This is a genomic window from Pseudonocardia spirodelae (assembly GCF_037727765.1).
In the GTDB taxonomy this organism is placed as follows: Bacteria; Actinomycetota; Actinomycetes; order Mycobacteriales; family Pseudonocardiaceae; genus Pseudonocardia; species Pseudonocardia spirodelae.
The window spans coordinates 152,506-178,828 of record NZ_JBBJUP010000006.1 but is presented as its reverse complement, the minus strand read 5'-3'; the positions used below and the strand labels follow the sequence as shown (position 1 = coordinate 178,828).

At 74.4% G+C, this 26,323-nt stretch carries 28 protein-coding genes; 15 read left to right on the top strand and 13 right to left on the bottom strand.

Features of this window, described 5'->3' with window-relative positions; translation table 11 throughout:
* Positions 1-265: 265 nt before the first annotated feature.
* Positions 266-1,246, top strand: coding sequence for a LacI family DNA-binding transcriptional regulator (locus WJX68_RS09495; protein ID WP_340288232.1), 981 nt, complete (start codon positions 266-268; stop codon positions 1,244-1,246).
* A 58-nt stretch (positions 1,247-1,304) separates the two neighbouring features.
* On the opposite strand, the gene WJX68_RS09490 is transcribed toward WJX68_RS09495, so the two are convergent.
* A complete protein-coding gene (locus tag WJX68_RS09490; RefSeq protein ID WP_340288230.1) occupies positions 1,305-2,171 on the bottom strand; it encodes a DUF559 domain-containing protein in 867 nt (288 codons plus the stop codon).
* 142 nt (positions 2,172-2,313) lie between these two features.
* On the bottom strand, positions 2,314-3,378 hold the full coding sequence (locus WJX68_RS09485; RefSeq protein WP_340288228.1) for an ATP-dependent DNA ligase: 1,065 nt from the start codon (positions 3,376-3,378) through the stop codon (positions 2,314-2,316).
* 89 nt (positions 3,379-3,467) lie between these two features.
* Between WJX68_RS09485 and mug the strand changes: the two genes are divergently transcribed.
* Positions 3,468-4,046: a G/U mismatch-specific DNA glycosylase gene (gene mug, locus WJX68_RS09480; protein ID WP_340288225.1), complete on the top strand. Its 579-nt coding sequence runs from the start codon at positions 3,468-3,470 to the stop codon at positions 4,044-4,046.
* On the opposite strand, the gene ligD is transcribed toward mug, so the two are convergent.
* Positions 4,043-5,023: a non-homologous end-joining DNA ligase gene (gene ligD, locus WJX68_RS09475; protein WP_340288222.1), complete on the bottom strand. Its 981-nt coding sequence runs from the start codon at positions 5,021-5,023 to the stop codon at positions 4,043-4,045. The genes mug and ligD overlap by 4 nt on opposite strands.
* A gap of 21 nt (positions 5,024-5,044) precedes the next feature.
* A complete protein-coding gene (locus tag WJX68_RS09470; protein WP_340288220.1) occupies positions 5,045-5,317 on the bottom strand; it encodes a DUF2631 domain-containing protein in 273 nt (90 codons plus the stop codon).
* 73 nt (positions 5,318-5,390) lie between these two features.
* Here WJX68_RS09470 and dxr point away from each other — a divergent pair, with 73 nt between their 5' ends.
* The 10 genes from dxr (at position 5,391) to WJX68_RS09420 (ending at position 14,713) form a co-directional block, all read left to right on the top strand.
* Complete coding sequence (dxr, locus tag WJX68_RS09465) at positions 5,391-6,536, top strand: 1-deoxy-D-xylulose-5-phosphate reductoisomerase (RefSeq protein WP_340288218.1); 1,146 nt, start codon at positions 5,391-5,393, stop codon at positions 6,534-6,536.
* Positions 6,533-7,855 (top strand): M50 family metallopeptidase, encoded by a 1,323-nt coding sequence (locus WJX68_RS09460; RefSeq protein WP_340288216.1) that lies wholly within the window; start codon positions 6,533-6,535, stop codon positions 7,853-7,855. Before dxr ends, WJX68_RS09460 begins: the two co-directional genes overlap by 4 nt.
* On the top strand, positions 7,852-8,340 hold the full coding sequence (locus WJX68_RS09455; RefSeq protein WP_340288214.1) for a phosphatase domain-containing protein: 489 nt from the start codon (positions 7,852-7,854) through the stop codon (positions 8,338-8,340). Before WJX68_RS09460 ends, WJX68_RS09455 begins: the two co-directional genes overlap by 4 nt.
* Positions 8,341-8,450: 110 nt before the next feature.
* Positions 8,451-9,608 (top strand): flavodoxin-dependent (E)-4-hydroxy-3-methylbut-2-enyl-diphosphate synthase, encoded by a 1,158-nt coding sequence (gene ispG / locus WJX68_RS09450; protein WP_340288211.1) that lies wholly within the window; start codon positions 8,451-8,453, stop codon positions 9,606-9,608.
* A 28-nt stretch (positions 9,609-9,636) separates the two neighbouring features.
* Positions 9,637-10,470: a GNAT family N-acetyltransferase gene (locus tag WJX68_RS09445; protein WP_340288208.1), complete on the top strand. Its 834-nt coding sequence runs from the start codon at positions 9,637-9,639 to the stop codon at positions 10,468-10,470.
* 53 nt (positions 10,471-10,523) lie between these two features.
* Positions 10,524-12,356 (top strand): penicillin-binding transpeptidase domain-containing protein, encoded by a 1,833-nt coding sequence (locus WJX68_RS09440; protein WP_340288205.1) that lies wholly within the window; start codon positions 10,524-10,526, stop codon positions 12,354-12,356.
* A 46-nt stretch (positions 12,357-12,402) separates the two neighbouring features.
* The gene (locus WJX68_RS09435) at positions 12,403-12,789 is read left to right on the top strand and encodes a DUF3054 domain-containing protein (RefSeq protein WP_340288202.1); all 387 of its coding nucleotides are present in this window, start codon (positions 12,403-12,405) and stop codon (positions 12,787-12,789) included.
* A 20-nt stretch (positions 12,790-12,809) separates the two neighbouring features.
* Positions 12,810-13,667: a type I methionyl aminopeptidase gene (map, locus tag WJX68_RS09430; RefSeq protein WP_340288199.1), complete on the top strand. Its 858-nt coding sequence runs from the start codon at positions 12,810-12,812 to the stop codon at positions 13,665-13,667.
* 74 nt (positions 13,668-13,741) lie between these two features.
* Complete coding sequence (locus WJX68_RS09425; RefSeq protein ID WP_340288196.1) at positions 13,742-14,287, top strand: DUF3558 family protein; 546 nt, start codon at positions 13,742-13,744, stop codon at positions 14,285-14,287.
* 69 nt (positions 14,288-14,356) lie between these two features.
* On the top strand, positions 14,357-14,713 hold the full coding sequence (locus WJX68_RS09420) for a hypothetical protein (RefSeq protein WP_340288193.1): 357 nt from the start codon (positions 14,357-14,359) through the stop codon (positions 14,711-14,713).
* Positions 14,714-14,847: 134 nt separating this feature from the next.
* On the opposite strand, the gene WJX68_RS09415 is transcribed toward WJX68_RS09420, so the two are convergent.
* The 7 genes from WJX68_RS09415 to WJX68_RS09385 all read right to left on the bottom strand — a co-directional run bounded on the left by WJX68_RS09415 (position 14,848) and on the right by WJX68_RS09385 (position 21,616).
* Complete coding sequence (locus WJX68_RS09415) at positions 14,848-15,312, bottom strand: peroxiredoxin (RefSeq protein ID WP_340288190.1); 465 nt, start codon at positions 15,310-15,312, stop codon at positions 14,848-14,850.
* A 90-nt stretch (positions 15,313-15,402) separates the two neighbouring features.
* Entirely contained in the window at positions 15,403-16,212 is an 810-nt protein-coding gene (locus WJX68_RS09410) for a DUF1295 domain-containing protein (RefSeq protein ID WP_340288187.1), read from the bottom strand.
* Complete coding sequence (locus WJX68_RS09405; protein ID WP_340288184.1) at positions 16,209-17,552, bottom strand: class I SAM-dependent methyltransferase; 1,344 nt, start codon at positions 17,550-17,552, stop codon at positions 16,209-16,211. The genes WJX68_RS09410 and WJX68_RS09405 overlap by 4 nt, the downstream gene beginning before the upstream one ends.
* Positions 17,549-18,853 (bottom strand): class I SAM-dependent methyltransferase, encoded by a 1,305-nt coding sequence (locus WJX68_RS09400; protein WP_340288181.1) that lies wholly within the window; start codon positions 18,851-18,853, stop codon positions 17,549-17,551. Before WJX68_RS09400 ends, WJX68_RS09405 begins: the two co-directional genes overlap by 4 nt.
* Positions 18,850-19,623 (bottom strand): DUF1365 domain-containing protein, encoded by a 774-nt coding sequence (locus tag WJX68_RS09395; protein ID WP_340288571.1) that lies wholly within the window; start codon positions 19,621-19,623, stop codon positions 18,850-18,852. Before WJX68_RS09395 ends, WJX68_RS09400 begins: the two co-directional genes overlap by 4 nt.
* On the bottom strand, positions 19,617-20,891 hold the full coding sequence (locus tag WJX68_RS09390) for an NAD(P)/FAD-dependent oxidoreductase (RefSeq protein WP_340288178.1): 1,275 nt from the start codon (positions 20,889-20,891) through the stop codon (positions 19,617-19,619). The genes WJX68_RS09395 and WJX68_RS09390 overlap by 7 nt, the downstream gene beginning before the upstream one ends.
* The gene (locus tag WJX68_RS09385) at positions 20,888-21,616 is read right to left on the bottom strand and encodes an alpha/beta hydrolase (RefSeq protein WP_340288175.1); all 729 of its coding nucleotides are present in this window, start codon (positions 21,614-21,616) and stop codon (positions 20,888-20,890) included. Before WJX68_RS09385 ends, WJX68_RS09390 begins: the two co-directional genes overlap by 4 nt.
* Before the next feature lie 404 nt (positions 21,617-22,020).
* On the opposite strand from WJX68_RS09385, the gene WJX68_RS09380 reads away from it, so the two are divergent.
* Positions 22,021-22,821 carry a lysophospholipid acyltransferase family protein gene (locus tag WJX68_RS09380; protein ID WP_340288172.1) on the top strand — a complete coding sequence of 267 codons (801 nt, stop codon included), beginning with the start codon at positions 22,021-22,023 and terminating at the stop codon, positions 22,819-22,821.
* Between the two features lie 21 nt (positions 22,822-22,842).
* On the opposite strand, the gene WJX68_RS09375 is transcribed toward WJX68_RS09380, so the two are convergent.
* On the bottom strand, positions 22,843-24,234 hold the full coding sequence (locus tag WJX68_RS09375; RefSeq protein WP_340288169.1) for a mycothione reductase: 1,392 nt from the start codon (positions 24,232-24,234) through the stop codon (positions 22,843-22,845).
* 53 nt (positions 24,235-24,287) lie between these two features.
* Between WJX68_RS09375 and WJX68_RS09370 the strand changes: the two genes are divergently transcribed.
* Complete coding sequence (locus WJX68_RS09370; RefSeq protein WP_340288166.1) at positions 24,288-24,746, top strand: GNAT family N-acetyltransferase; 459 nt, start codon at positions 24,288-24,290, stop codon at positions 24,744-24,746.
* A 13-nt stretch (positions 24,747-24,759) separates the two neighbouring features.
* Here the strand turns inward: WJX68_RS09370 and WJX68_RS09365 are convergent, their stop codons facing one another.
* On the bottom strand, positions 24,760-25,701 hold the full coding sequence (locus tag WJX68_RS09365; protein ID WP_340288163.1) for an SCO6745 family protein: 942 nt from the start codon (positions 25,699-25,701) through the stop codon (positions 24,760-24,762).
* A gap of 190 nt (positions 25,702-25,891) precedes the next feature.
* On the opposite strand from WJX68_RS09365, the gene WJX68_RS09360 reads away from it, so the two are divergent.
* The gene (locus WJX68_RS09360) at positions 25,892-26,317 is read left to right on the top strand and encodes a LapA family protein (RefSeq protein ID WP_340288160.1); all 426 of its coding nucleotides are present in this window, start codon (positions 25,892-25,894) and stop codon (positions 26,315-26,317) included.
* Positions 26,318-26,323 lie beyond the last annotated feature (6 nt).

Here is a 26,323-nt window from a genome sequence, read left to right as displayed (position 1 = left end):
GGCCCAGCGACCCTGCTCCGGCGCACCCGGTGAGCGCCAGGGCGAGCACCGCCAGCAACGCGGTGACAACGGCGGGGCGCGACCTGGTTCTCGGGCGCACGGGACTCTCCTCGTCGTCGAGGGCGCCGGCGTGTGCGAGGGTGTGGTCCCCGCCACAGTTCACCGGCTGGACCGGTGCACGGTATGTCCAGGGCAACCGCTTGCGCAACCGCTTGGCTGTACCCTGTCGCCAACCCGTGACCCCCGGAGGTGTGCCATCGCGACCATGGCCGAGGTCGCCCGGCTCGCCGGGGTCTCCACCGCGACCGTCTCGCACGTCCTGAACGGCACCCGGCCGGTCCGCGAGGCCACCCGCGAGCAGGTCCTCGCCGCGATGGCGCAGGTCCACTACACGCCCAACGCCGCCGCGCGCTCGCTCGCGACCTCGCGCACCCGCACCGTCGGGCTCGCCCTGTCGGCGATCTCCAACCCCTATCTCGGCGAGCTGCTGCACGCGATCGAGGACGAGTCCGCCGCCGCCGGGCACACCCTGCTGCTCGCCGACCCGCACGACGACCCCGGCTACGAGGCGACGGCCGTCGCGCGGCTGCGCAGCCGCGTCGACGGCGTCCTGCTGGCCCCGTCGGCGGACTCGGCCGCCACCCTGGAGGCGCTCGCCGCCCAGGGGGTGCCGACGGTGCTGGTCGACCGGATGCTGGGGGCGGGGCACGACGAGGTCGGCTCGGAGAACGTCGAGCCGGTCGCCGGGCTCGTCGCCCACCTGGCCGGGGCCGGGCACACCCGCATCGGCTACGTCGAGGGCCAGCCGGGCCTCGCGACGACCGTCGAGCGCGTCGAGGGCTACCGGCTCGGGATGCGGCGCGCGGGCCTCGGGCCCGGGCCGCTGGTCGAGGGCCGGTCGGAGAGCGACGCGGCGCGCCGCGCCGTGCGTGAGCTGCTGGACTCCGCCGACCGGCCCACGGCGCTGGTCACCGGCAACAACGCGATGACGATCGGCACGGTCCAGGCCGCCCACGACCTCGGCCTGCGCATCCCCGGCGACCTGGCGCTCGTCGCCTTCGACGACTTCCCGTGGGCCGACGTGTTCCACCCGCGCCTGACCGTGGTCGCGCAGCCGTTCGCGACGATCGGGCGCGAGGCGGTCCGGCTGCTGCTGCGGCGGATGGCCGAGCCCGACGCGCCGCGGCGCTCGGTGCGCCTGCCCACCCGGTTCGTGCACCGGGAGTCCTGCGGCTGCCGACCATGATCAGCGGGAGTGGAGGGTGCCGGCGAGTGGGCTGCGTCCGGCACTCCACTCCCGGCGATCATCGCCGTAGCGCCCCGACGATCCGGGCGACGGTGGCGTCCGGCCGGTCCCGGATGTCGTGCCAGGTGAAGCGCAGCACGGTCCACCCCGCCATGACCAGGGCGTTCTGCTTGGCCCGGTCGGCACGGAAGCGCGCCGGGTCGGAGTGGAAGGCCCACCCGTCGACCTCGACGGCGAGCCGCCGGGCCGGGAACGCGATGTCGATCTCCCAGCGCCGGAACCCGAGGCCGCGCACGAACCCGTCCACGCCCGCCCGGCGCAGGTGACCGATCAGGCGTCGCTCGGCGCGGGAGTCGGCCCGGTCGGCCGCCTCGACCAGCAGGTCCCCGGCCCGGGCCATCCCTCTCGCGCCCAGGTTGCGGTGGTGGGCCCGGGTGACCTCGGCCAGGGACAGGCCGCGCTGCAGGACCCGGTCGAGGAACGCCGCGCCGTCGGGCAGCGCGGCCGCCGTCTCCAGCGCCGTCAGCCCGGGGGAGGTGACGGTGATCCCGCGCGCCCCGACGCGGTCGGCTGCGGGCAGGTCGCGACGTCGCAGCCGGATCCCGGGAGGTGCCGTGCGGCGCACCCGTCGGCCCACCGTGACGTCCACCGGCGCACCGCGGGGGAGCGCGGGCAGCTGACCGAGGGCGACGGCGGCGCCCGGCCCGTGCAGCGTCGCGTCCGGCCCCGCCCACAGTGCGGCGGCGAGCAGCGTCGCGCCGTCGGTCGGCCGGTGTGCGGACGAACGGAACACGCCCGGGTGGATCTCGGTGAGCTCGCCGCGGGCGACCCTGCCGCGCAGCACGAACGCGCTCGTCCCGCAGCGGCGCGCCTGCTCCCGGCTGATGACGCCGTCCTGGTGGCGCAGGACGTCCTGGTAACGCACCCGGTGCAGGGTGCCGCGGCGCGTCCCCGGCCACGGCCGAACCACGCGGAACGGTCGCGCCGGCGAACGACCGACCGTCCATGATCGCCGGGAGTGGAGTGTGCCGGCGAGTCCAGTGCCCCCGCTGCGCCACTCCTGCCGATCATCCGCGCCCGGCGAGCACCTCCGCGAGGTCGAAGTTCACCGGGTGCTCGAGCTGCTCGTAGGTGCAGGAGGCGGGGTCGCGGTCGGGCCGCCAGCGCACGAACTGGGTGGTGTGGCGGAACCGCTCGCCCTCCATGTAGTCGTAGCGGACCTCGACCACCCGCTCCGGGCGCAGCGGCACGAACGACAGGTCCTTGCCCGCGTTCCACCGGCTCGTCTCGGACTTGCGCGGGGTGCGCTCGCCCTCCATCTGCCTCGCCCAGGCCCACGGGTGGTGGTCGAAGTCGGTGACCAGCGGCTGCAGCTCGGCCATCAGCTCGCGGCGCCGCGCCATCGGGAACGCCCCGACCACGCCGACCGAGACGAGCACCCCGCGGGAGTCGTGCAGCCCGAGCAGCAGCGACCCGACCGCGTCCGGTCCGGACTTGTGCACCCGGTACCCGGCGACGACGCAGTCCGCGGTCCGTTCGTGCTTGATCTTGGTCATGACCCGCTTGTCGGGCTGGTAGGTCCCGGCCGGGTCCTTCGCGATGAGCCCGTCGAGCCCGGCGCCCTCGAACTTCTCGAACCAGCGGCGCGCGGTGGCGGTGTCGTCGGTGACCGGGGTGAGGTGCACCGGCGGGGCGACGCCGGCGAACGCCTCCGCCAGCAGCGCGCGGCGCTCGGCGAACGGGCGCGCGGTGAGGTCGTCGTCGCCGAGGGCCAGCAGGTCGAAGGCCACGAACGACGCCGGCGTCTCGGTCGACAGCAGCCGCACCCGGCTGGCCGCGGGGTGGACCCGCTGCTGGAGCGCCTCGAAGTCCAGTGCGTTCCCGGAGGCGACGACGATCTCGCCGTCGACCACCGCCCGCGGCGGGAAGTGCTCCTTCACCGCCTCGACGACCTCGGGGAAGTAGCGGGTCAGCGGGCGCTCGTTGCGGGAGCCGATCTCGACCTCGTCGCCGTCGCGGAAGACGATCGAGCGGAAGCCGTCCCACTTGGGCTCGTAGAGCCTGCCCGCGGGGATGGCGGGGGCGGGTTTGGCCAGCATCGGCTTCACCGGGGGCATCACGGGCAGGTCCACGGCGGACGAGTCTCCTCTCGATCGGCGGCGCGAGCACCCCGGCTCGCCCGTCCGTGGGTGGACCGGCCGGATCGGCCAGACTGAGCGGTGTGGGACGACTTCCGGACCGGGCCGCGCTGGAGGCGGCCCGCGACGCCACCGTCGACGACGTCCTGCCCGGCCCGGGCGACCCGCCGCTGCGGGTGCTGTTCTGCGGGATCAACCCGGGGCTCGTCTCGGCGGCGACCGGGCACCACTTCGCCCGTCCCGGCAACCGCTTCTGGCCGGTGCTGCACGAGTCCGGGTTCACCCCGCGGCTGCTGCGCCCCAGTGAGCAGAGCGCACTGGCCGGGCTCGGGCTCGGCATCACCAACATGGCGGCCCGCGCGACCGCCCGCGCCGACGAGCTCACCGACGACGAGCTGCGCGCGGGCGGCGAGCGCCTGCGCGGGCTGGTCGCCGACCGCGCCCCCGCCTGGCTGGCCGTGGTCGGGATCGGCGCCTACCGGACCGCGTTCGGGCGGCGCGACGCGACGGTGGGAGAGCAGCCGGAACGGCTCGGCGCGACCGGGGTGTGGGTGCTGCCGAACCCCTCGGGCCTCAACGCGCACTGGTCGCGGGCGGCGATGACCGCCGAGTTCGGGCGGCTGCGCGCCCGGGCCCGGGACCGGGGGTGCCCGCGGTCCTAGCCGTCGAGATCGGGCAGACCGGTCTCCTCGGGCACCGCGGCGCCGTCGCGCTCGTCGCGGTCCGCCCACTGAAGCAGCGGCTCGATCGCGAAGACGGCCTCGTCGATCTCGGCGTGCAGGTCGCCGAGCTCGGCGACGCGGGCCGGGACGGTGGCGATGGTGAAGTCCCGCGGCTCGCAGTCGTCGATCTCCGCCCAGCGCACCGGCGCCGAGACCCGTGCGTCCGGGGTGCCACGCACCGAGTAGGCACAGGCGATCGTGTGGTCGCGGGCGTTCTGGTTGTAGTCGACGAAGACCGCGGCCGGGTCGCGGTCCTTGCGCCACCAGGACAGGTCGACGCGGTCGCAGCGACGCTCCACCTCGCGGGCGAAGGCGTGTGCGGCCCGGCGGACGTCGGTGAAGCCGTGGTCGGGCGGGATCCGCACGTAGACGTGCAGGCCCGAGCCGCCGGAGGTCTTCGGGAAGCCGGTCGCGCCGAGCTCGTCGAGCACCTCGTGCACGACGCCGGCGACCCGGCGGACGTCGGCCCAGGACGCCTCGGGCATCGGGTCGAGGTCGATGCGCCACTCGTCGGGGGACTCGACGTCGGCGGCGCGGGAGTTCCACGGGTGGAACTCGACGGTCGACATCTGCACCGCCCACACGACGTCGGCGGGGTGCGCGACGCACAGCTCGTCGGCGGTGCGGTTGTAGCGCGGGAAGTGCACCCGCACGGTGCGCACCCAGTCCGGGGCGCCGCGCGGCAGCCGCTTCTGGTGGACCTTCTCCCCGGTGACGCCGGTGGGGAAGCGGTGCAGCATGCACGGCCGGTCACGCAGGGCGCGGACGATCCCGTCGCCGACGGCGATGTAGTACTCGGCGAGGTCGCGCTTGGTCTCGCCCCGCTCCGGGAAGTAGACGCGGTCGGGACTCGACAGCCGCACGACGCGGTCGCCGATCGTCAGCTCGACCGGCTCACCCGCGTCGCGCGCGGCCATCGGGGGAGAGGGGGACGGCGCTCAGTAGCGGCGACGGCGCCGGTGGATCGGGTACGCGACGGCGCCGATCAGGCAGACCGCGGCGGGCACGGCCGAGAACAGGAACTCGGTCCAGCTGACCGGGTGGCCGATCGTGAACAGCAGCAGCACGATGCCGGTGACCGCGGCCGCGATCGGCAGGCCCCGGTGGAAGTTCTGGTGCCAGCCCCAGTCCACCGACGGCTCGTCCGCCGGGTCGACGCCCGACCGGATCGCGACCTCTCGGGTGCTGCTCGCCAGCTCTTTGCTCGCCACTGGGTGTCCTCCTGCTCGGGCTCCGTGCGGGGTCATCGTCGCACAGCTCGCACGGCGAGGATGATGTGCCGTGATGAAGTCACTCGTCGTGTTGGGCAGCACCGGGTCGATCGGCACCCAGGCACTGGACGTGATCACCCGCGCCGGCGGGTTCACCGTGTCCGGCCTGGCCGCGGGGGGGTCGGACGTCGGCCTGCTGGCCGCCCAGGCCCACGAGCACCGGGTCGGCCGGGTCGCGGTCTCCTCGCCGGCCGCCGCGGCCGAGCTGCGGGCGCTGCTGCCCGGGGTCGAGGTGCTCGACGGCCCGGACGCCGCGACGGAGCTGGTCACCGCAGCGCGCGCCGACATCGTGCTGAACGGGATCACCGGCTCGCGCGGGCTCGGCCCGACCCTGGCGGCGCTGGCGACCGGGGCCCGGCTCGCGCTGGCGAACAAGGAGTCGCTGGTCGCGGGCGGTCCGCTGGTGACCGCGGCGGCCGCGCCCGGACAGATCGTGCCGGTCGACTCCGAGCACTCCGCGCTGGCTCAGTGCCTGCGCGGGGGGCGCGCCGACGAGGTCGACCGGCTGGTGCTCACCGCGTCCGGCGGGCCGTTCCGCGGCCGTACCCGCGACGGGCTGCACGACGTGACCGTCGAGCAGGCACTGGCCCACCCGACCTGGGCGATGGGCCCGGTCATCACCATCAACTCGGCGACCCTGGTGAACAAGGGGCTCGAGGTGATCGAGGCGCACCTGCTGTTCGGGGTGCCCTACGAGCGCATCGACGTCACCGTGCACCCGCAGTCGATCGTGCACTCGATGGTCACCTTCGCCGACGGCTCGACGATCGCGCAGGCGTCGCCGCCGGACATGCGGCTGCCGATCGCGCTGGCGCTGGGCTGGCCGGACCGGATCGCCGGGGCGTCGGCGCCGTGCCGCTGGGACACCGCGCAGAGCTGGACCTTCGAGCCGCTCGACGACGACGCCTTCCCCGGCGTGCGGCTCGCCCGCGCCGCGGGCACCGCGGGCGGCTGCCTGCCCGCCGTGCTCAACTCCGCCAACGAGGAGCTGGTCGAGGCGTTCGTCGCCGGCGCGATCGGCTACACGGCGATCACCGACCTGCTCGGCGAGGTGCTGGAGGCGGCCGACGCCTGGACGGGTGACCCGGCTACCGTGGACGACGTGCTGGCTGCCGAGACCTGGGCCCGCGCCCACGCGCGCGAGAAGGCGGGAACGTGACCATCGTCTGGACGGTCGTCGGGATCGCGATCTTCTTCGTCGGGCTGCTGCTGTCGATCGCCTGGCACGAGCTCGGGCACTTCACGACGGCCCGCTGGTTCGGCATCAAGGTGCCGGAGTTCATGGTCGGGTTCGGGCGCACCGTCTTCTCGGTCCGTCGCGGCGAGACCGAGTACGGCATCAAGGCCATCCCGCTCGGCGGCTACGTCCGCATGATCGGGATGCTGCCGCCGGCGCGGGGCGGCACGCTGGGCCGCAACCGGCGCACCGGCCCGTTCCAGGGCCTGATGGACGACGCGCGCCGCCAGTCCCAGGCCGACGTGCTGCCGCAGGACGCCGACCGGCAGTTCTGGACGCGCGCGCCGTGGAAGCGGATCGTCGTCATGTTCGCCGGGCCGTTCATGAACCTGGTCCTCGCGGTCGCGCTGTTCTTCGTGACGCTGATGGGCGTCGGTATGCCCGCCGCGACCACGCAGATCACCGCGCTCGAGGAGTGCGTCCTGCCCGCCGTCGCGGTGCAGGGCCAGGCCCCGCCGGACCGCTGCCCGGCCGGGGCGCCGCAGGCACCCGCGCTGGCCGCCGGCGTGCAGCCCGACGACCGGATCGTCGCCGTCCGCGACCAGCGGTTCGGCCCCGACGACGGCACCGGGGTGCAGGACGCGATCCGCGCCTCCTCGGGACCGACCCCGGTCGTCGTCGAGCGGGCCGGGCGGGAGATCCCGCTGACCGTCGACATCATCCCGAACACCGTGTCCGCGCGGGACCTCGAGAACCCGGACGCGACCGTCACGGCCGGGTACATGGGCGTGCTGCTCGACACGAGCTACCAGTCGCTCACCGCGGGCGAGACGCTCGCGCAGATCGGCAACGGCGTCGCCCGCACCGCGGAGGCCGTCGTCGCGATCCCGTCCCGGATCCCGGCCGTGTTCGGCGCCGCCTTCCTCGGGGAGGAACGCGGGCAGGACAGCCCGATGGGCGTCGTCGGCGTCTCGCGGATCGGCGGCGAGATCCTCGCCCAGCAGGACGTGCCCTGGCAGCAGGACGTGTCGCTGTTCCTCAACATGCTGGCCGCGGTGAACCTGTCGCTGTTCCTGCTGAACCTCCTGCCCATCCCGCCGCTGGACGGCGGGCAGATCGTCCCGGCGATCTGGGAGGCGATCAAGCGCAACACCGCGAAGCTGCTCGGCCGCCCGGACCCCGGTCCGGTGGACGCGGCCAAGCTGCTGCCGTTCGCCTACGTGTTCGTGATCCTGTTCCTGGGGTTCTCGGTGATGGTGGCCATCGCCGACGTCGTCAACCCGGTGCGGCTGTTCGGGTGACCCGGCCGGCCGACCACCGCCCGCTGGCGGTCTTCGACATCGACGGCGTCCTCGCCGACGTCTCGCACCGGCTGCACTTCCTCGACGTGCACCGCTGGGAGAAGTTCTTCGCCGCCGCGCACGCCGACCCGCTGCTCGACGAGGGCGCGGAACGGCTGCGCGCGGCGCAGGCCGACCACGACGTCGTCTACCTGACCGGGCGTCCGGAGCGGAACCGGCGGCTCACCGAGACCTGGCTCGCCCGCGTCGGGCTGCCGACCGGACCGCTGTTCATGCGCCCCGACGACGACCACCGCCCCGCCCGCTGGGTCAAGCGCGAGGTGCTGCGGCTGCTCGCCCGCGAGCGGGAGATCGCGATGATCCTCGACGACGACCCCGCCGTCGTCCGCGTGCTGGCCGAGGACGGCTGGCCGGTCGAGCTGGCGACCTGGCTGCCGCACAGCTCGACCCTGCAGGACGCCCAGGAGAACCAGGGCCGGACCTAGGTGCCCGCGCGCACCGCCGGTGCCGGGGGACCGGGGAGTGCGCACGAGCACGCAGTGCCGCCCCTCACCGGGTACGGCGGTCGCCGCGCCACGGTGGGATAGTGGAGGCCGTGAGCGTCTCCCTGGGTATGCCGTCCGCGCCCGCGCCGACCCTGGCCCCGCGCCGGAGGACCCGGCAGCTGCAGGTCGGACCGGTCGGCGTCGGATCCGACCACCCCATCTCCGTCCAGTCCATGACGACCACCCTGACCTCCGACGTCAACGCGACCCTGCAGCAGATCGCCGAGCTGACCGCCGCGGGCTGCGACATCGTCCGGGTCGCGTGCCCGTCCGCCGACGACGCGGAGGCCCTGCCCGCGATCGCGAAGAAGTCGCAGATCCCGGTGATCGCCGACATCCACTTCCAGCCGAAGTACGTCTTCGCCGCGATCGAGGCCGGCTGCGCCGCGGTCCGCGTGAACCCCGGCAACATCCGCAAGTTCGACGACCAGGTCAAGGAGATCGCGCAGGCCGCGAAGGACCACGGCACGCCGATCCGGATCGGCGTGAACGCCGGCTCGCTCGACAAGCGCCTGATGGACAAGTACGGCAAGGCGACGCCCGAGGCGCTCGCCGAGTCGGCCATGTGGGAGGCGGGCCTGTTCGCCGAGCACGACTTCCACGACATCAAGATCTCGGTCAAGCACAACGACCCGGTCGTCATGGTGCGCGCCTACGAGCTGCTCGCCGAGCAGTGCGACTACCCGCTGCACCTCGGCGTCACCGAGGCCGGGCCCGCGTTCCAGGGCACGATCAAGTCCGCCGTCGCGTTCGGTGCGCTGCTGCGCCAGGGCATCGGCGACACGATCCGCGTCTCGCTGTCCGCGCCGCCGGTCGAGGAGATCAAGGTCGGCCAGCAGATCCTGGAGTCGCTGAACCTGCGCCCGCGCAAGCTCGAGATCGTCTCCTGCCCGTCCTGCGGGCGCGCCCAGGTCGACGTCTACACCCTCGCCGACGAGGTCACCGCCGGGCTGTCCGGCATGGAGGTCCCGCTGCGCGTGGCCGTCATGGGCTGCGTCGTCAACGGCCCCGGCGAGGCCCGCGAGGCCGACCTCGGCGTCGCCTCCGGCAACGGCAAGGGCCAGATCTTCGTCAAGGGCGAGGTCATCAAGACCGTGCCCGAGCACAAGATCGTCGAGACGCTGATCGAGGAGGCCATGCGCCTCGCCGAGGAGATGGGCGAGCCCGTCGACGGCGCCACCGGTGAACCGCAGGTGACCGTCGGCTGAGGAGCACCCGGCGTGGCATGATGAACCCGTGCTGAGGGTGGCCGGGGCACGGCTTCTCGACGATCGTCACCGCTCCGGGGTGCACGACGCGCTCGACGCCGATCCGGTCGCCGCGTGCATGGTCGCCTCGCGCGTCGAGGCCGTCGGTCTCGACCCGTGGCGCCTGGGCGGCGAGCTGTGGTCCTACGGTGCCCCCGCCGACGGCCTGTGCTTCTCCGGGGCCAACCTGGTGCCGCTGCGCGGCGACCGGGCCGCCATCCGGGCCTTCGCCGACCGCGCCCGGCGGGCCGGGCGGGTCTGCTCGTCGCTGGTGGGCCGCGCCGAGCTGGTGCTGCCGCTGTGGGAGGAGCTCTCCCCGGTGTGGGGCCCGGCCCGCGAGGTCCGGCCCGACCAGCCGCTGATGACCCTGGACCGGCCGCCGTCGATCGCGCCGGACCCGCAGGTCCGCCCGGTCCGCATCGACGAGCTGGACCGCTACCTGCCGGCCGCCGTCGCGATGTTCACCGAGGAGGTCGGCGTCGACCCCCGCGAGGGCGACGGCGGCGCCGGGTACCGCGCGCGGGTCGCCGAGCTCATCACCTCCGGGCGCGCCTTCGCCCGCTTCCACGACGGCGAGGTCGTGTTCAAGGCCGAGATCGGGGCGCTGTCGCGCACGGTCGGGCAGATCCAGGGCGTCTGGGTGAACCCGGCCTGGCGCGGACACGGCCTCGGGACGACCGGGACCTCCGCCGTCGCCGTCGCGCTCGCCGCGATGGGACGGCGCGCGAGCCTCTACGTCAACGCGTTCAACGCCCCGGCCCGGGCCGCCTACCGGCGGGTGGGGTTCGTGCAGACCGCGCGGTTCGCGACCGTCCTGTTCTGAGCACCGGGCCCGGCCACCGGGACCTCACGCGGGGGGCGGCATACTCGACCATCGTGCTCGCCACCCTGCGCCGGCGTCCCCTGGTCCTCGCCACCGCGATCGTCGTCCTGGTCGCGGCCGGTGTCGTCGTCGCGCTGCTGCGCCCCTGGGGCGGTCCGGGCACGACGGCCGAGCGCTACGTGAGGGCCTGGGCCGCCGGGGACGCGCCCGGCGCCGCCGTCTACACCAGCGACGCCGGCACCGCAGGCGCCTACCTGCAGAAGGCCCGCGAGGACCTCGGCGCGACCGCGATGACGGCCCGGGTCACCGGCACCCGCACCGAGGGCGACCGCGCCACCTCCACCGTCGAGGTCGCCTGGGACCTCGGCGGGGGCCGCATCTGGAACTACACCCTCGACCTGCCGCTGGCCACGGCCGAGGACACCGCGGGCAACGACACCGGCTGGGCCGTCACGTGGTCGCCGGCCGCGTTCGCACCCGGCCTGGCCGACGGCCAGCGCCCGGTGGCGCGCACCGTCACCGCCGCGCCCGCACCCGTGCTCGACTCCACGGGAGCCACGCTGCTGGCCCCGACCCCGGTCGTGACCGTGACCCTGGACAAGGCCCGGGTGGCGGACGCGGCGGCCGGCCTGGGCTCCGCGCTGAACGGGATCGACCCGGCGATCACCGCGGCCAGCGTCACCGCGGGCGCGAACGCCACCCCGGACGGGCAGGCCTACACCGTCGCCGTCCTGCGCGACGCCGACTACCAGCGGGTCCGCGACCGGATCTACGACCTGCCGGGGGTGCGGTTCGTCTCCTCGACGCGGCTGCTGCCGCCGGACTCCGGGTTCGCCGGGCAGCTCGTGCAGGGCGCCCGCGCCGACATCGACAGGGCCGCAGGCGGGACCCCGGGCTGGTCGGTCGACGTCGTCGGGGCCCGTGGCGAGACCGTCCGCTCCGTGGCCGGGCAGCCCGCCGGGCCCGGGAGGCCCGTCACGCTGGAGCTGGACCGCCGCGTCCAGGACGCCGCGCAGGCCGCCGTCGACGCCGACTCCCGCCAGGCCATGATCGTGGCCGTCCGGCCCTCCACCGGCGCGGTGCTCGCGGTGGCGCAGAACGCCGCCGCCGACCGCGACGGTGCGCTCGCCCTGACCGGCCGCTACCCGCCGGGCTCCACGTTCAAGATCGTCACCGCGTACGGCGCGATGCCCGCGGAGAACCTGACCCCGCAGAGCCCGGTCGAGTGCCCGGGCACCACCGTCATCGACGGGCGCACGATCCCCAACGAGGACTCCTTCGTGCTCGGGACGGTGCCGCTGACCGAGGCGTTCGCGCAGTCGTGCAACACCACGTTCTCCCGGCTCGCGCTCGGCCTGCCCGCCGACGGCCTGCCCGGCGCGGCCCGCGCGCTCGGCTTCGGTGCCGACTGGCGCATCCCCGGCATGACGACGATCACCGGCACCGTCTCGCCCGCCACCGACGACCTGCAGCGCGCCAGCGACGGCTTCGGCCAGGGCGACGTGCTCGCCTCGCCGTTCGGCATGGCGATGGTGTCGGCGACCGTCGCGCACGGGGCGCCGGTGACGCCGTCGCTGATCCGGGGGGCGACGACCGAGGCGACGATCGCCCCGGGCACCCCGGACCGCGCGGTGCTCGACCAGCTGCGCCCGATGATGCGCGCGGTCGTGACCTCGGGCACCGCGACCGCCGCGAACGGGCAGGGCGAGGTCTACGGCAAGACCGGCACGGCCGAGTACGCCGGCCCGGACGGCACCAACCGCTCGCACGGCTGGTTCACCGGCTACCGCGGCGACCTGGCGTTCGCGACGCTCATCGTCGACGGCGGGTCGTCCGGCCCGGCGGTGCAGATGACGGCCCGGTTCCTCGCCGGCGTCCCGCGCTGAGACCGGCGGTCAGGGGAGCCTTGCCCGCGGGCCTACCCTGGTCGTCGTGCACCCCAGCCGGATCCCCGCCCTGGCGTTCGTGGCCGACCTCGTCGCCGTCGTGGTGTTCGCCGCGATCGGGCGGCTGAGCCACGCCGAGGCCGACAGCCTGGTCGGCCTCGTCGGGACGGCGCTGCCGTTCGCGCTGGGCGCGGCGGCGGCCTGGGCGACGCCGTGGGTGCGGGCGGCGTCGGCGTCGCTGCGGGCCGGGGCGGTGGTCCTGGCCGGAGCCGTCGTGGTCGGCCTGCTGCTGCGGCTCGGTTTCCTGGGGCGACTGCCGCTGTCCTTCGCGATCGTGGCGACGATCTCCCTGGCCGTCCTGCTGCTGGGCTGGCGGGGGATCTCGGCCGCCGTGGCCCGGATGCGGGCCCCGCGGGCCCCGTCGGGTCGCTGAGCGGGCCTACCATGGTGGGCATGTCGTCCCGCACGTTGCTCGTCCCCGGCACGCCGACCCCGATCCGTGAGGTGCCGGCCCACATCCCGCGCCCGGAGTACGTCGGCAAGCCGGCCCCCGCGCGCAGCCGCCGGGGTGACGTGCAGACGCCGGAGACCATCGAGCTCATGCGCCACGCCGGCCGGATCGCGGCGCAGGCCCTGCGGCTCGCGGGGGAGACCGTGCGGCCCGGCGTCACCACAGACGAGATCGACCGCGTCGTGCACGAGTTCCTGATCGACCACGACGCCTACCCCTCGACGCTGGGCTACCGCGGCTTCCCCAAGTCCTGCTGCACCAGCCTCAACGAGGTCATCTGCCACGGCATCCCGGACACGACCGTGATCGACGACGGCGACGTGGTCAACGTCGACGTCACCGCGTTCGTCGGCGGCGTGCACGGCGACACGAACGCGACCTTCCTCGCCGGCGAGGTCTCGGAGGAGGCGCGGCTGCTCGTCGAGCGGACCCGTGAGGCGACGATGCGCGCCATCAAGGCGGTCCGCCCCGGGCGGGAGCTGAACGTGGTCGGTCGCGTCATCGAGTCCTACGCCAAGCGCTTCGGCTACGGCGTGGTGCGCGACTTCACCGGCCACGGCATCGCCCACGAGTTCCACTCCGGCCTGGTCGTCCTGCACTACGACCAGCCCGACGTCCACACCGTGCTCGAGCCGGGGATGACGTTCACCATCGAGCCGATGATCACCCTCGGCGGGATCGACTACGACACCTGGGACGACGACTGGACGGTCGTCACGAAGGACAAGTCGTGGGTGGCGCAGTTCGAGCACACGATCGTCGTGACCGAGGACGGCGCGGAGATCCTCACCCTGCCCTGACGCCGGTGCAGTGGATCACCCGCGGGGTGCGGGGTGCGGCGGCTAGCGTCTGTGCCCGGACCTCGGGAGGGTGCATGGGGGCGCGGCTGCTGGTGGTCGTGGTGGTGCTGGTGCTGGCGGGGTGTTCCGCTGGACCGGTGGAGTCCGCGGGGCCGTTCCCGGTGCGGCCGCAGGAGATCGACGTGATGCGGATCGATCCGTGCCGGACGTTGACGGCCGAGCAGCTCGCGAGCCGGCGGCTGGACGAGGAGGACGCACGGGCGTCGCGGCCCGTCGTCGGCGGCGCGGTCACCGCCGACTGCGGATGGGCGGACCTCCAGACCGCAGACTTCGGCTACGGGGTGCAGATGATCCCCCAGGATGCGATCGAGGCCGTGGGATCACCGAAATCGACTGTGGGAGAGATCGGCGGATTCGGCACGGTCCGCATCACCGACCGGGAGACCACCTCACCGCTGTGCGAGGTCGTCGTCGACGCGACCGACGGAGCACTGATGCGCATCCAGGTCCAAGCAGTCGGCGTCGACCGGAACGGTGCGTCACCGTCGATCGAGCGCACATGCGCGGAGGCCGAGAGGCTGGCCGCCGACGCAATAGCGACCACGCGCTCTCTGTCCTGAGGTCACTATGGCGACGGCATCGCGGCGGATCGGCTCCGGACCCGATGAGTCCCGGCTACCGTTCACGTCGTGGACGTCGCATCGAGCACGCCGAAAGACCGGGGTTCCGACACCCTCCTGGTATCGGTGTCCCGGGAGAACGTCCTCGCCGTGCACGCCCTGCTCGCCGTTCAGTTGGAACACATGCGGGTCGCGCTCGACGACGCCGACAATCTTCGGCACATCGAGGCCCCGGGTGCGGATCCCGTGTCCGCCGACGCGAGGGTGCTCTTCCAGGCCAAGATCGATCGAGTCCTCGACGTCCACTGGGCGCACTTTCGTGAGGTGGAGGACGCAGCGGGCCGGGTCCGCGATGCCGCGCTCGCCTACGGCCACACCGACGACGACATCTCGGCCGCGCTCCTGACCGCCCGAGCCCGGGCCTGACCCGCACCCAGCAGCCCCCGGCTCACACCGGCAGGATGCGTGCGGTCGGCTCCGGGTCGGTGCGGTCGGACCGGCACACGCGCGCTCCGACCTCACGACGTGACGGGGAGCCGGGGTGGCGTGGCCGGCGCGGCTCAGGCGGTGGCGCGCTCGCGGAGCAGCGCCAGCGCCTCGTCGGCGTGCTTGTTCATGTCCGTCTCCGACCCGATCTCGGCCAGCACCGTGCGGTCGCGGCCGATGACGAAGGTCCTGCGCCGGGTGTGGAAGTTCCCCGGCAGCCAGGCCCGGTAGGCCCCGAAGGACTTCGCGACGGAGTGGTCGGCGTCGGACAGCAGCGGGAAGCCGAAGCCGTTCGCGGCGGCGAACATGTTCTGCTTGTCCGGCCGGTCCGACGAGATCCCGACGGGCTGCGCGCCGATCTCGGCGAACTCACCGGCCAGGTCGCGGAAGTGGCAGGCCTCGGCGGTGCAGCCGCCGGTCATCGCGGCCGGGTAGAAGAACAGCACGACCGGGCCGTCGGCCAGCAGTGCGGACAGGCGGCGCGGGGTGCCGGCCTCGTCGGGAAGCTCGAAGTCGGTCGCGGTGTCGCCGACGGCCATGGTGTCTCCTCGGTGCGGGGGAACGGTGTCCCGGGGCGTTCGGCCCGGGGGACGGTGCGGTTCGATGATCGGCGACGGCCGCCGCGGCGCTCAGCGGGGCTCCGGTGTCCGCGGGGGCAGCGGGAGGAACCCGCTGGTGCGGCGGACGTAGTCGGCGTAGCCGGGCCTGCGTCCGGCGATGTCGCGTTCCAGCAGGGCGGCGCCGGTGCCCTTCACCAGGTTCACCGTGATCACCGCGACCCCGACCAGGCCGATCAGGCCCGCCGGGTGGTGCAGCGCCAGGATGCCCAGGCCCCACCACACGCAGGCGTCGCCGAAGTAGTTCGGGTGGCGGGTGTAGCGCCACAGCCCGCGGTCCATGACCTGCCCGCGGTTGCCGGGATCGGCGGTGAACCGGGCCAGCTGGGCGTCGCCGACGGCCTCGAAGGTGAACCCGACGGCCCACACCAGCACCCCGGCGACGCTCACGACCAGCCCCCAGGTCCCGGCGGGGCCGTACTGGGCCAGCTGCACGGGCAGCGACACGACCCACATGATCACGCCCTGGGTGAGGTACACCCGTCGTCCGATGTCGCCGCGGCGGGCCAGCTCGACGTAGCGGCGGTCCTCGGGCTTCCCGTGGTTGCGCCGGGCGATGTGCAGGCCCAGCCGGCCGCCCCAGACGGCGACGAGCACCACCACGAGGACGCGCCGCCAGGCGTCGCCGGAGGGGTCGGTCAGGGTCGCGGTCACCGCGGTGACCAGCGCGACCCACACGAACCCGAGCCCCCAGACGACGTCGACGCCGTCGTGGCGGCCCCGGCGCACGCCGAGCGCGTACGCGCCGGTCATCAGCACGGCGACGGCTGCCGCCGTCACGCCGAGGTTCACGGCCCACGCCGTCCAGGGGAACGTGCTCATGCCGACTGCGACTCCCGGGCGGGTGCGACGGCCGGGTCGAGCCCGAGGATCCCGGTACGGCTGCGCGGCAGCCCGGAGGTGCCGTCGGCACCCGGGCGCACGGCCAGGATCTGGTGCACGCCCATCCGGTTCTCCTCGAACGCGAGCGCGGCCCCGGCCAGGTACAGCAGCCAGATCCGCCACTGCTCCTCGCCGATCATGCGGATCGCCGTGTCGCGGTGGGTCTCCAGCGTCTCCAGCCAGGGCCGGACCGTCCAGACGTAGTGCTCGCGCAGCGAGTGGACGTCGACGATCTCGTGCCCGGCCCGCTCCAGGAACCCGAGGGTGTCCCCGAGCGGGCGCATGAACATGTCGGGCGCGACGTAGGCCTCCATGAACGCCCCGCCGCCGGGCGCGGTGTTCGCGCCGGCCGAGCCGCGCGACATCTGCTGCAGCAGCAGCCGGCCGTGCGGGCGCAGCATGCGGTGCAGCTGCTCGGCGTAGACGCCGTAGTTCTCCTGGCCGACGTGCTCGCCCATCTCGATGGACGAGACGGCGTCGAACGGCTGGTCGTCGATCTCGCGGTAGTCCTGCAGCCGGATCTCGACCCGCTCGGAGAGCCCCGCGCGGCGGACGCGCTCGACGCCGTACTCGCGCTGCTGGGCGGACAACGTGACGCCGGTGGCGTGCACGCCGTAGTGCTCGGCCGCGTGCACCAGCAGCGACGCCCAGCCGCAGCCGACGTCGAGCAGCCGCATCCCCGGCGCGAGGCCGAGCTTGCGGCAGATCAGGTCGAGCTTGTCGCGCTGGGCGTCGACCAGGGTGTAGTCCGGGCCCTCGTCGCGGGTCCAGTAGCCGCACGAGTAGGCCATCTGCGGGTCGAGCAGGAAGGCGTAGAACTCGTTGGACAGGTCGTAGTGGTGGCTGATGGCGTCGCGGTCCCGGCGACGGCTGTGCCGCCGCCCGCCCAGGCGCGCCTCCGACGACGGCGGCCGCGGCGGCGGCCCCACCGCGCCGAGCCGGGCCGCGGTCCCGAGCGCGCCGAGCTTCTGGCGCAGGTCCAGGCGCACGGCCCCGCTGCCGGGCCGCGCGATCGCCCAGAACCGGGACAGCCCGTCGGCGACGTCGCCGTCGACCGACAGGTCACCGGATACGAACGCGCGGGCCAGCCCGAGCTCGCCCGGTGCCCACAGCAGGCGGCGCAGCGCCCGGCGCCGGTTGACGATCACCGTCGGCGGGTTCGGGTCGTCGGGGGTGCCGGGGTGGCCGGCCTCGCTGCCGTCCCAGGCGCGCAGTCGCACCGGGAGCGGGGCGCGCAGGACGTCCTCCAGCAGGGCGGCGAGACGGTCGGCGGCGTTCACGCGGCACCACCCGTGCGGCGCTGGAGCGAGAACTGGAAGACGTCGAGGTAGCCGACGCGGAACCCGGCCTCGCAGTAACCGAGATAGAACTCCCACATCCGGCGGAAGGTCTCGTCGAAACCGAGCGCCTCGACCTCGTCCCAGCGCGCGAGGAACCGCTCCCGCCAGTGGCCGAGGGTGCGGGCGTAGTCGGGGCCGAGGCTGCGCTGCTCGGCGATCTGCAGCCCACCGGTCAGGTTCTGCTCGATCGCGGTGACCGACGGGATGATCCCGCCCGGGAAGACGTACTTGTGGATCCAGGTGTAGTCGTCGCGCGCGACCATCATGCGGTCGTGCGGCATCGTGATCGACTGCAGCCCGACGCGCCCGCCGGGCTTGAGCAGCCGGTCCAGCGCGGCGAAGTAGGTCGGCCAGTACGCGACGCCCACGGCCTCGATCATCTCGACGCTGACGACGGCGTCGTAGGAGCCCTGCGCCTCGCGGTAGTCGCGCAGCAGCACCTGCACCCGGTCGGCGACGCCTGCCTCGGCGAGCCGCTGCTCGGCCAGCGTCTTCTGCTCCTGCGAGATCGTCAGCGTGGTGACCCGGGCGCCGCGCTGCGCCGCGCGCGTCGCGAGCCCGCCCCAACCGGTGCCGATCTCCAGCACGTGCATCCCGTCGCGGACGCCCGCCATGTCGAGGATGCCGTCGATCTTGCGCTGCTGGGCGAGCACGAGGTCGTCGGAGCCGTCGGCGAACCAGCCCGCGGAGTAGGACATCGTGTCGTCGAGGAACAGCGAGAACAGCTCGTTGGACAGGTCGTAGTGGCGGTGGATGTTCTCCCGCGACCCCTCCACCGAGTTGACCTCGGCGGTGGGCTGGCGGGCCTCGGCGAAGCGGCGCCCGACGCGCTGCAGGGCCGGCGGGACCAGCGTCGACAGCCGCGCCGCGAACGGGGTGAGCAGCCCGGGCAGGTCGGTCGTGGTCCAGTCGCCCACCATGTACGACTCGCCGAACCCGATCTTGGAGTTCGCGCCGAGCCGGTGGAAGAAGGCCGCCGGGCGCTCGATGCGCATGACCGGGGAGTCCGGCCCACCGGCGCCGATGCGCTGCCCTCCGGGGAACACCACGCGCACCGGCAGGGACCGGACGGCGTTGCGGAACAGCGACTCGGCGATCCGCGCCTTCACCGGGGCGGCCGGCGGGGTCGCCAGGCCGGGCCACACGCCCTCGTTCGGCCGGGGCACGGCGTGCGTGCGGGCCCGGACGCCGCGCGCCCCGCCGGTCACCGGAACGGTGAGGTCGTCGTGCTGCATGGTCATCGCGTGACCCCTTCCTCGTGGTGGTCCGATGTGGAGTGTTCGGCCGGCAGGCCCGAACGGTTCTGCGGCGGGCGGGCCGGTTTCGGGACGACCGGCAGCCGCAGCCACAGCGCGATGCCGTGGCGCCGGATCAGCGCCGCGGTCCGCTGGGTGACCAGCGGACGGCGCAGCACGGTGCGGGCGACCCGGCCGGTGGTGGCGGGCCGGCGCACCCCCGCGAGCGTGGCGACGAAGGCGGGCGCACCGTCCTGGTGCAGGGTCACCGCGATGCCCAGGCGCTCGTCCGGCTCGGGCAGGCGCATCGTGTAGTGCCCGTCGACGGTGAGGAACGGCGAGACGTAGAACTCCTTGTCGGTGCGCGCGCGGCCGGCCTCGTCGGGGTGCAGCAGGTAGCAGTGGCGCTCGCCGTAGGTGTTGTGCACCTCGGCGACGACGCAGGCGGGCGACCCGTCGGCGTACCGGCACCAGAACACCGAGATCGGGTTGAACACGTAGCCCAGCACCCGGGCGTTCGCGAGCATCAGCACCCGGCCGCCGGCGAGGTCGATGCCGTGCGCGGCGAGGTAGGTGTCGACGTTCTCGCGGATCGTGCGGTCCGGGTCCCCGAGGTGGTCCGCGGCGCGGAACCGGGCGAACGGGCGCAGCCAGAACGGCAGCCGTGGCAGGTCGTCGAGGTCGACGAGCCAGTAGTAGACCGCGTGCGCGAACGAGGTCTCCAGGTCCCGGCGCCGCGCGTGGCGCACCTCGGCGTCGTAGAGGGCGTTCACCAGTCGACCCCGAAGGCACGGGCGGCGCGCACCCCGGAGGCGCAGCCGTCCTCGTGGAAGCCCCAGCCGTGGTAGGCGCCCGCGAACGCGGTGACGCCGGTGCCCAGCTCCGGCAGGCGGCGCTGCGCGGCGACCGAGGCGGGGGTGTAGACCGGGTGCTCGTAGGTCATCCGGGCGACGACGGCGTCCGGGTCGACGCGGCCGGTGCCGTTGAGGGTGACGACCCAGTCGTCGGGGTCGGTGAGGCGCATCAGCCGGTTCATGTCGTAGCTGACCAGCACCGGGGCGTCCGCCGAGTCCGCGCACGAGGGCTTGAGGTAGTTCCACGACGCCCGCGCCCCGGCCCGGCGGGGCAGCAGCGAGGTGTCGTGGTGCAGCCAGGTCTCGTTGCGGGAGTAGGCGAACGCGCCGAGCACGGACCGCTCGTCGGGCGTCGCGCCGTCGCCGAGCACGGCCAGCGCCTGGTCGGGGTGGGTGGCCAGGACGACCCGGTCGTACGCGGCGACGGCGTCGGCGTCGTCGCGGACCTCGACGCCGGCCGGGGTGCGCAGGACCGAGCGCACCGGCGTCGCGGTGCGGACCGCGGACAGCTGCTTGACGATCCGCTCGACGTAGGCCCGCGAGCCGCCGGTGACCGTGCGCCACTGCGGCGAGCCGCCGACCGACAGCAGGCCGTGGTGGTCGAGGAAGGTGAACAGGTAGCGCGCCGGGTAGTCCAGCGACAGCGTCGCGCCCGCGGACCACACGCACGACACGACCGGGATCATGAAGTGCTGCACGAAGTAGCGGGAGTAGCCGCCGATCGCGAGGAACGCGCCGAGCGTCACGTCGCCGGCCGCCTCGTCGGTCAGGACGCGGCGGGCGTGCCGGTGGAACCGGACGACCTCGCCCAGCATCCGCAGGTAGGCGGGCCGGGCCAGGTTCGACGGCTGCGGGAACAGCCCGCCCAGCCTGCGGGCGCCGGCGTACTCCAGGCCGCAGCCGTCGCAGCGGACCGACATCGACATGTCCGAGTCCTGGGTGGACACGCCCAGCTCGCCGAACAGGCGCAGCAGGTTCGGGTAGGTGCGGTCGTTGTGCACGATGAACCCGGAGTCGACGTGGGTGATGCCCCCGTCCGACGTCGTGAGCTCGTGGGTGTGCGCGTGCCCGCCCGGACGGTCGTCGGCCTCGTAGAGGGTGACGTCGTGGCTGCGCGACAGCAGGTGGGCCGCGGTCAGACCGGACACCCCGCTCCCGACGACGGCGACGGTCGGACGTGGCTGCTTCACCGATGGGCTCCTTCGAGGGCGACCCGCAGCCCGGCCGGGGCGGGTTCCGCCATGGCGTTCGTGATGACCGGGTCGCGGGGTTCGGCCCCGATCTCACCGAGTGCGAAACGTCGCACCAGCGACGTCCAGTCCCCGGCCCGGCGCAGCATCGCGTGGCCGTCGCCGAGCACGTCGAAGCGCGCGACGCGGTCGGTCACGGCCCGCGCGCGCAGGGCGTAGGCGTAGGAGGCGGCGGGGTCGGTCATCCGTTCGCGGTCGCCGTGCGCGATGAGCACGGCGCGCCCGGCGAGCTGGTCGACCGGGTCGGCGCCCTCCAGCCACGGCGCGAGCCCGCAGACGGCGACGACCCCCGGCGCCCCGGCCGCGCGCAGCACCGCCCGGCCCCCCATCGAGTGCCCGACGAGCACCACCGGGCGACCCGGGTAGCGGCGCGCGAGCTCCCCGACGGCCCAGCGGACGTCCTGGTAGGCGTCCATCGCGGGGCCGTTCCAGCCCTTGAACCGGTAGCGGACCATGTGCACCGCCACCCCCGAGCCGAGGTCGGTGCGGTGCCCGCGCCCGCCCCGCTCGACGGCGTGGGCGAACGGCAGCATCCGCAGGTGGGCGAGCCCGCGCCGGGCCGGTGCGGTCGAACGGGACTTGCCGCCGTGCGCGACCAGGACGACGCCCGCCGGCTCGGCATGGGCGTCGCCCGCGGTCTCCAGCCGGGGACTCGGATCGGGCACGGGCACCTCGCGGGGGGACGGGGTGCACGGGGCACCGGGGGGTCTCGGCGCGTGTTCGTCGTCCGGGCCGGGCGTGGCCGGTCGGTGGGACCGTCCTCACATCGGGCCGGACCGGCCACGGTCCGCGACCGGTTGCGTCCGACCCTAGATCGACGGAACGGTATCTCGCTCGTCGAGACATGAGGATCCGCAACGGTCGCGGGTCGCTGTGGTGCGACTCACGACGGCCGGGGCCGGACCCCGTGGAACCACCGATGCCGGGGCGCCGCGGCGGGGGCGAGGATGGACCCCGCGCCCACCGGGACCGGGGTCACCGCCCGGGCGGGCGGCGCGGACGCGAGGATGGGGCGGGCACCCGGGCCGGGTGCCCGCGGACGGACCGGCAGGAGAGGACGGCGGGGGAGATGGGTGTGCCACCGGAGCTGACGGTGTGGCAGAAGATCGTGACGACGGTGCGGCGCCGCCGTCGCGGGTCGGGCTTCTGGTTCGGCCTGGCGATCGCGGTGATCTGGCCGTTCGTCGTCTTCGGCACCCGGCTGGGCTGGCGCGGCGGCGAGCACCTGCCGCGCACCGGCGGGGCGCTGCTCGTCGGCAACCACGTGTCGTTCTCCGACCCGATCTTCGACATCGCGTTCGGCACCGCGCACGGCCGGATGCCGCGCTTCCTGGCCAAGGGCGAGCTGTGGTCGGTGCCGGTGGTGAAGTGGGTGCTCGGCCACGGCGGGCACATCCCGGTGTACCGGTCGTCCAAGCGGGCCGCCGAGTCGTTCACCGGCTCGATCGACGCGCTGGCCCGCGGCGAGATCGTCGCGATCTACCCGGAGGGCACCTACACCTCCGACCCGGACGGCTGGCCGATGCGCCCGAAGAACGGTGTCGCCCGGATCGCGCTGCGCTCCGGCGCCCCGGTCATCCCGATGGCGAACTGGGGCACCCAGCAGTTCCTGCCCGCCGACGGGAAGCCGCAGCCGTTCCCGCGCAAGCGGGTCACGGTCGCGCTCGGCCCGCCGGTGGACCTCTCGGAGTTCGCCGGGAAGCCGCTCACGAAGACCACGCTCGACGCGGCGACCGCGAAGATCATGGACGCGGTGACCACGCTGCTGGAGGAGCTGCGCGACGAGACCCGGCCGGTGCAGCCGTACGACCCGGAGGCGCTCGCCCGCCCGGAGACGCCGGCCGACCCGACCGAGCGCGCCGCCTCCTGAGCGCCCCCGGCCGGGCCCGGGTCAGATCTCGAGACCCAGCAGGGCGTTCTCGATCACCTCGGGCAGCGCCGGGTGGATCCAGTACTGACGGGTGGCGATCTCGGAGACGGTCTGGCCGAACACCATCGCCTGGATGAGCTGCTGGATCAGCGTCGATGCCTGCGGGCCGAGCAGGTGGGCACCGAGCAGTGTCCCGGTGCCCTTCTCGGCGACGAGCTTGCAGATGCCGGTGCGGTCCTCCATCGCCCAGCCGAAGGCGACGTCGCCGACGTCCTGCACCTTCACCGCGATGTCGTAGCCGGCGTCGCGGGCCTCGGCCTCGGTCAGCCCGACCGAGGCGATCTGCGGCTCGGTGAACACCGCCGCCGGCACGAACTCGTGGTTGGTGGCGCGCAGGTCGCCGGGGTGCGACAGGTTGTGGCCGACGATCTTGGCCTCGTGGTTGGCGACGTGCTTGAGCTGGTGCGGGGAGGACACGTCGCCCAGCGCCCACACGCCCGCCGCGGACACGCTGCGCTGGTACTCGTCGACGGCCACGCGGCCGTCGGCGTGCACGGTGATCCCGGCGCGGTCGAGGTCCATCCGGTCGCCGTTGGGGATCCGGCCGGTCGCGACGAGCAGGGTGTCGGCGACGACGGTGGAGCCGTCGTCGAGGGTGATCGTCACCTCGCCGGGGCCGCCGGAGCCGTCACCGGCCAGGGCGGTGACCTGACGGCCCAGCCGGCAGTCCCAGCGGGCCGTGGCGATCTCGGTGAACCGGTCGGCGAGGGTCTCGTCGAGGTGGCGGAGCAGCTTCGGGCCGCGGGCGATCACGGTGACCTCGGCGCCGAGCGCGGAGAACACGTGGGCGAACTCCGAGGCGATGTAGCCGCCGCCGAGGATCGCCAGCCGGCGCGGGACGTCCTCGACGCGCATCACGGTGTCGGAGGTCTCGAACGGCACGCCGGCGTCGGCCAGCAGCGGCGGGATGCTCGGCCGCGACCCGGCCGCGACGACGACCCGGTCGGCGGTGACGGTGTCGGTGCCCGACCCGTCGGTGCGCTCGACCGACAGTGCGCCCTCGCCGGTGAAGCGGGCGTGGCCGAAGTACACGGTGACGTGGGGGCTGCGGTCGACGCGGTAGGACCGGCCGCCCTCGGAGATCGGGTCGATGCGCCCGAAGACCCGGTCGCGGATGTCGGTCCAGCGGACCTTGTCGATCGAGCCGTCGATCCCGTAGCGGTGCGCGTGCCGGATCGTCTCGGCGACGTCGGCGGCGTAGACGTACATCTTGGTCGGGATGCAGCCGACGTTCAGGCAGGTCCCGCCGAACACGCCGTGCTCGACGATCGCGACGTCGAGGTCGGCGAAGCGCTCGTCGAGGAAGGTGTTGCCGGAGCCGGTGCCGATGACGACCAGATCATGGTGAGCCACGCCGCGAGGCTAACCGCTTCCGCGGGCTCGCGACGCTCTGGTACCCACCGGGGATGACGGTCCCCACGTCCACGCCGCGGCTGCACCGCGCCCGCGCCGCCGACCTCGACCCGGCCACCCTCTACGCGCTGCTCGCGCTGCGGACGGCGGTCTTCGTCGTCGAGCAGGAGTGCCCCTACCAGGAGCTCGACGGTCGCGACCTGGAACCGGGGACCACGCACCACTGGCTGGCCGCAGACGACGGCGGGGTGCTCGCGACCCTGCGGCTGCTGCGGGACCCGCGGGGCGTGCTGCGGATCGGGCGGGTCTGCACCCGCGCCGACGCCCGCGGGCGCGGGCTCGGCCACCGGCTGATGGACGCCGCGCTCGACGAGGCGGGCGACGCGCCGGTCGTCCTGGACGCCCAGCAGGTGCAGACGGCGTTCTACGCCCGCCACGGGTTCGTCCCGGCCGGCGAGCCGTTCGTCGAGGACGGCATCCCGCACGTCCCGATGGCGCTCCCGCGCGCGTGAGCGCCCCGGCGCCTCAGCCGGCGGCGCGCTTGCGGACGTCGGGCGGGAACGCGCCGGCGTCGATGCAGGCCTGCGACCAGCGGTCGAGGTCGGCGACCAGCGCGTCGAACCCGGCGTCGCCCGCGCCCAGCGCGGCGAGCAGGTCGTCCTGCGAGGAGTCGGTGGCGGCCTCGATGCCGTCGCGGAAGCGGCGGCCGTCGCCGGTGAGCTCGGCGTCCGGCCCGGCCGAGGTGATCAGCCCCTGCTCGGCGAGCCTGCGGGCGCCCGCGGTCGCCATCTCCTCGGGCCAGGCGCGGGTGCCGGAGTACTCGCCGAGCGGGTAGCCGACCCACAGCTCGGCGAGGATGCCCATCCGGACGGGGTCGAGACCGGCGGCGACGCAGGCGGCCACGTGGCCGTCGCCGCGGTGCTCGCGCACCAGGTCCGCGGCGCGCCACAGCAGTCCGGCGGGGTCCGACGGGCGGGGCCGGGCGCGCAGCGCGGAGAACAGCGGCCGCCCGGCGCCGGAGACGGCGTCGACGGCCCGTTCCAGGGCCCCCGCGACCTCCGCGAGCCGGGCGGAGCCGGCCTCGTCGCCGAGCACCTCGCGCAGGCTCGCGGCGGTCTCGTCGTCGCGCAGCCGCTGCAGCTCCTCGACGTCGAGCAGCGCGCGGGCGGAGTCCCAGGTCGACCCGACGAAGCCGGGCTCGAACACCGCGAAGGTGGCGGCGACCAGCGCCCCGGGCGCCTGCCCGCCGAAGGGCCCGCCGCGGCCGCCGACGTAGGCGCCGAAGAAGTCGTACCCGCGGGCCTCGCAGGCCTTCCCCACACGGGAGGACCACACGTCGTGCATGGCGATCGGCTCCAGCGCGTCGCGCAGCCGCCGGGCGGGGGCGCCCCCGGTGACGGCGCCGGGGACCACCACCCCCTCCGGGGCGGCGGCGAAGAACATCCTGACGGCCTCGGCGTGGTCCACGTGCGCTCCTCGCGTGTCGGCGGCGGTGCCGGTCTCGGTGTGACGCTAGCCGCTCGGCCGGTCGTGCACGACCGGTCAGCCGGGGGAGTCCCCGGCCCGGCTGCGCGCGTCGCCGTCGCCGGGGGCGGGAGTGCGCGATACTCCCGCACCGAGGTGCTCCGGACCGGAGCGGACGAGAAGGGCGGAACGGATGAGCGACGACCGACGGGGCGGCGACTCGCCGGCGTGGGGACGGGTCGGCCCGGAGGACCCGACGGCGGACCCGGCGACCCAGCCGGCGCTGCGCACCCCGGACCCCGCGGGCGAGCAGCCGACCGTGGCCGTCCCGGTCGAGGAGCCGGCCGGCGACGACAGCACGACGGTCAAGCGCGCGATCCCGCACACCCGTACGGGCGGGCTGTGGGCGGCGCTGATCCTCTCGGCGGTCGTGCTGATCTTCCTGCTGGTGTTCATCCTGCAGAACACCGGTCCGGTCGTGATCAACTTCCTGTGGCTGAGCGGGACGCTCCCCACCGGGGTCGCCCTGCTCTTCGCAGCGATCGCCGGGATCCTGCTGGTCGCCGTGCCGGGGACCGGCCGGATCCTGCAGCTGCGCCGGCAGGCCCGCAAGCCCTGACCCGGC

What these genes read in the sequence shown, in the direction of transcription:
- map (WP_340288199.1), top strand. Translation starts at nt 12,810, where the DNA reads ATGTCGTCCCGCACGTTGCTCGTCCCCGGCACGCCGACCCCGATCCGT.
- WJX68_RS09380 (WP_340288172.1), top strand. Translation starts at nt 22,021, where the DNA reads ATGGGTGTGCCACCGGAGCTGACGGTGTGGCAGAAGATCGTGACGACG.
- WJX68_RS09410 (WP_340288187.1), bottom strand. Translation starts at nt 16,212, where the DNA reads ATGAGCACGTTCCCCTGGACGGCGTGGGCCGTGAACCTCGGCGTGACG.
- WJX68_RS09360 (WP_340288160.1), top strand. Translation starts at nt 25,892, where the DNA reads ATGAGCGACGACCGACGGGGCGGCGACTCGCCGGCGTGGGGACGGGTC.
- WJX68_RS09370 (WP_340288166.1), top strand. Translation starts at nt 24,288, where the DNA reads ATGACGGTCCCCACGTCCACGCCGCGGCTGCACCGCGCCCGCGCCGCC.
- WJX68_RS09400 (WP_340288181.1), bottom strand. Translation starts at nt 18,853, where the DNA reads ATGACCATGCAGCACGACGACCTCACCGTTCCGGTGACCGGCGGGGCG.
- dxr (WP_340288218.1), top strand. Translation starts at nt 5,391, where the DNA reads ATGAAGTCACTCGTCGTGTTGGGCAGCACCGGGTCGATCGGCACCCAG.
- WJX68_RS09415 (WP_340288190.1), bottom strand. Translation starts at nt 15,312, where the DNA reads ATGGCCGTCGGCGACACCGCGACCGACTTCGAGCTTCCCGACGAGGCC.
- WJX68_RS09495 (WP_340288232.1), top strand. Translation starts at nt 266, where the DNA reads ATGGCCGAGGTCGCCCGGCTCGCCGGGGTCTCCACCGCGACCGTCTCG.
- ligD (WP_340288222.1), bottom strand. Translation starts at nt 5,023, where the DNA reads ATGGCCGCGCGCGACGCGGGTGAGCCGGTCGAGCTGACGATCGGCGAC.
- WJX68_RS09425 (WP_340288196.1), top strand. Translation starts at nt 13,742, where the DNA reads ATGGGGGCGCGGCTGCTGGTGGTCGTGGTGGTGCTGGTGCTGGCGGGG.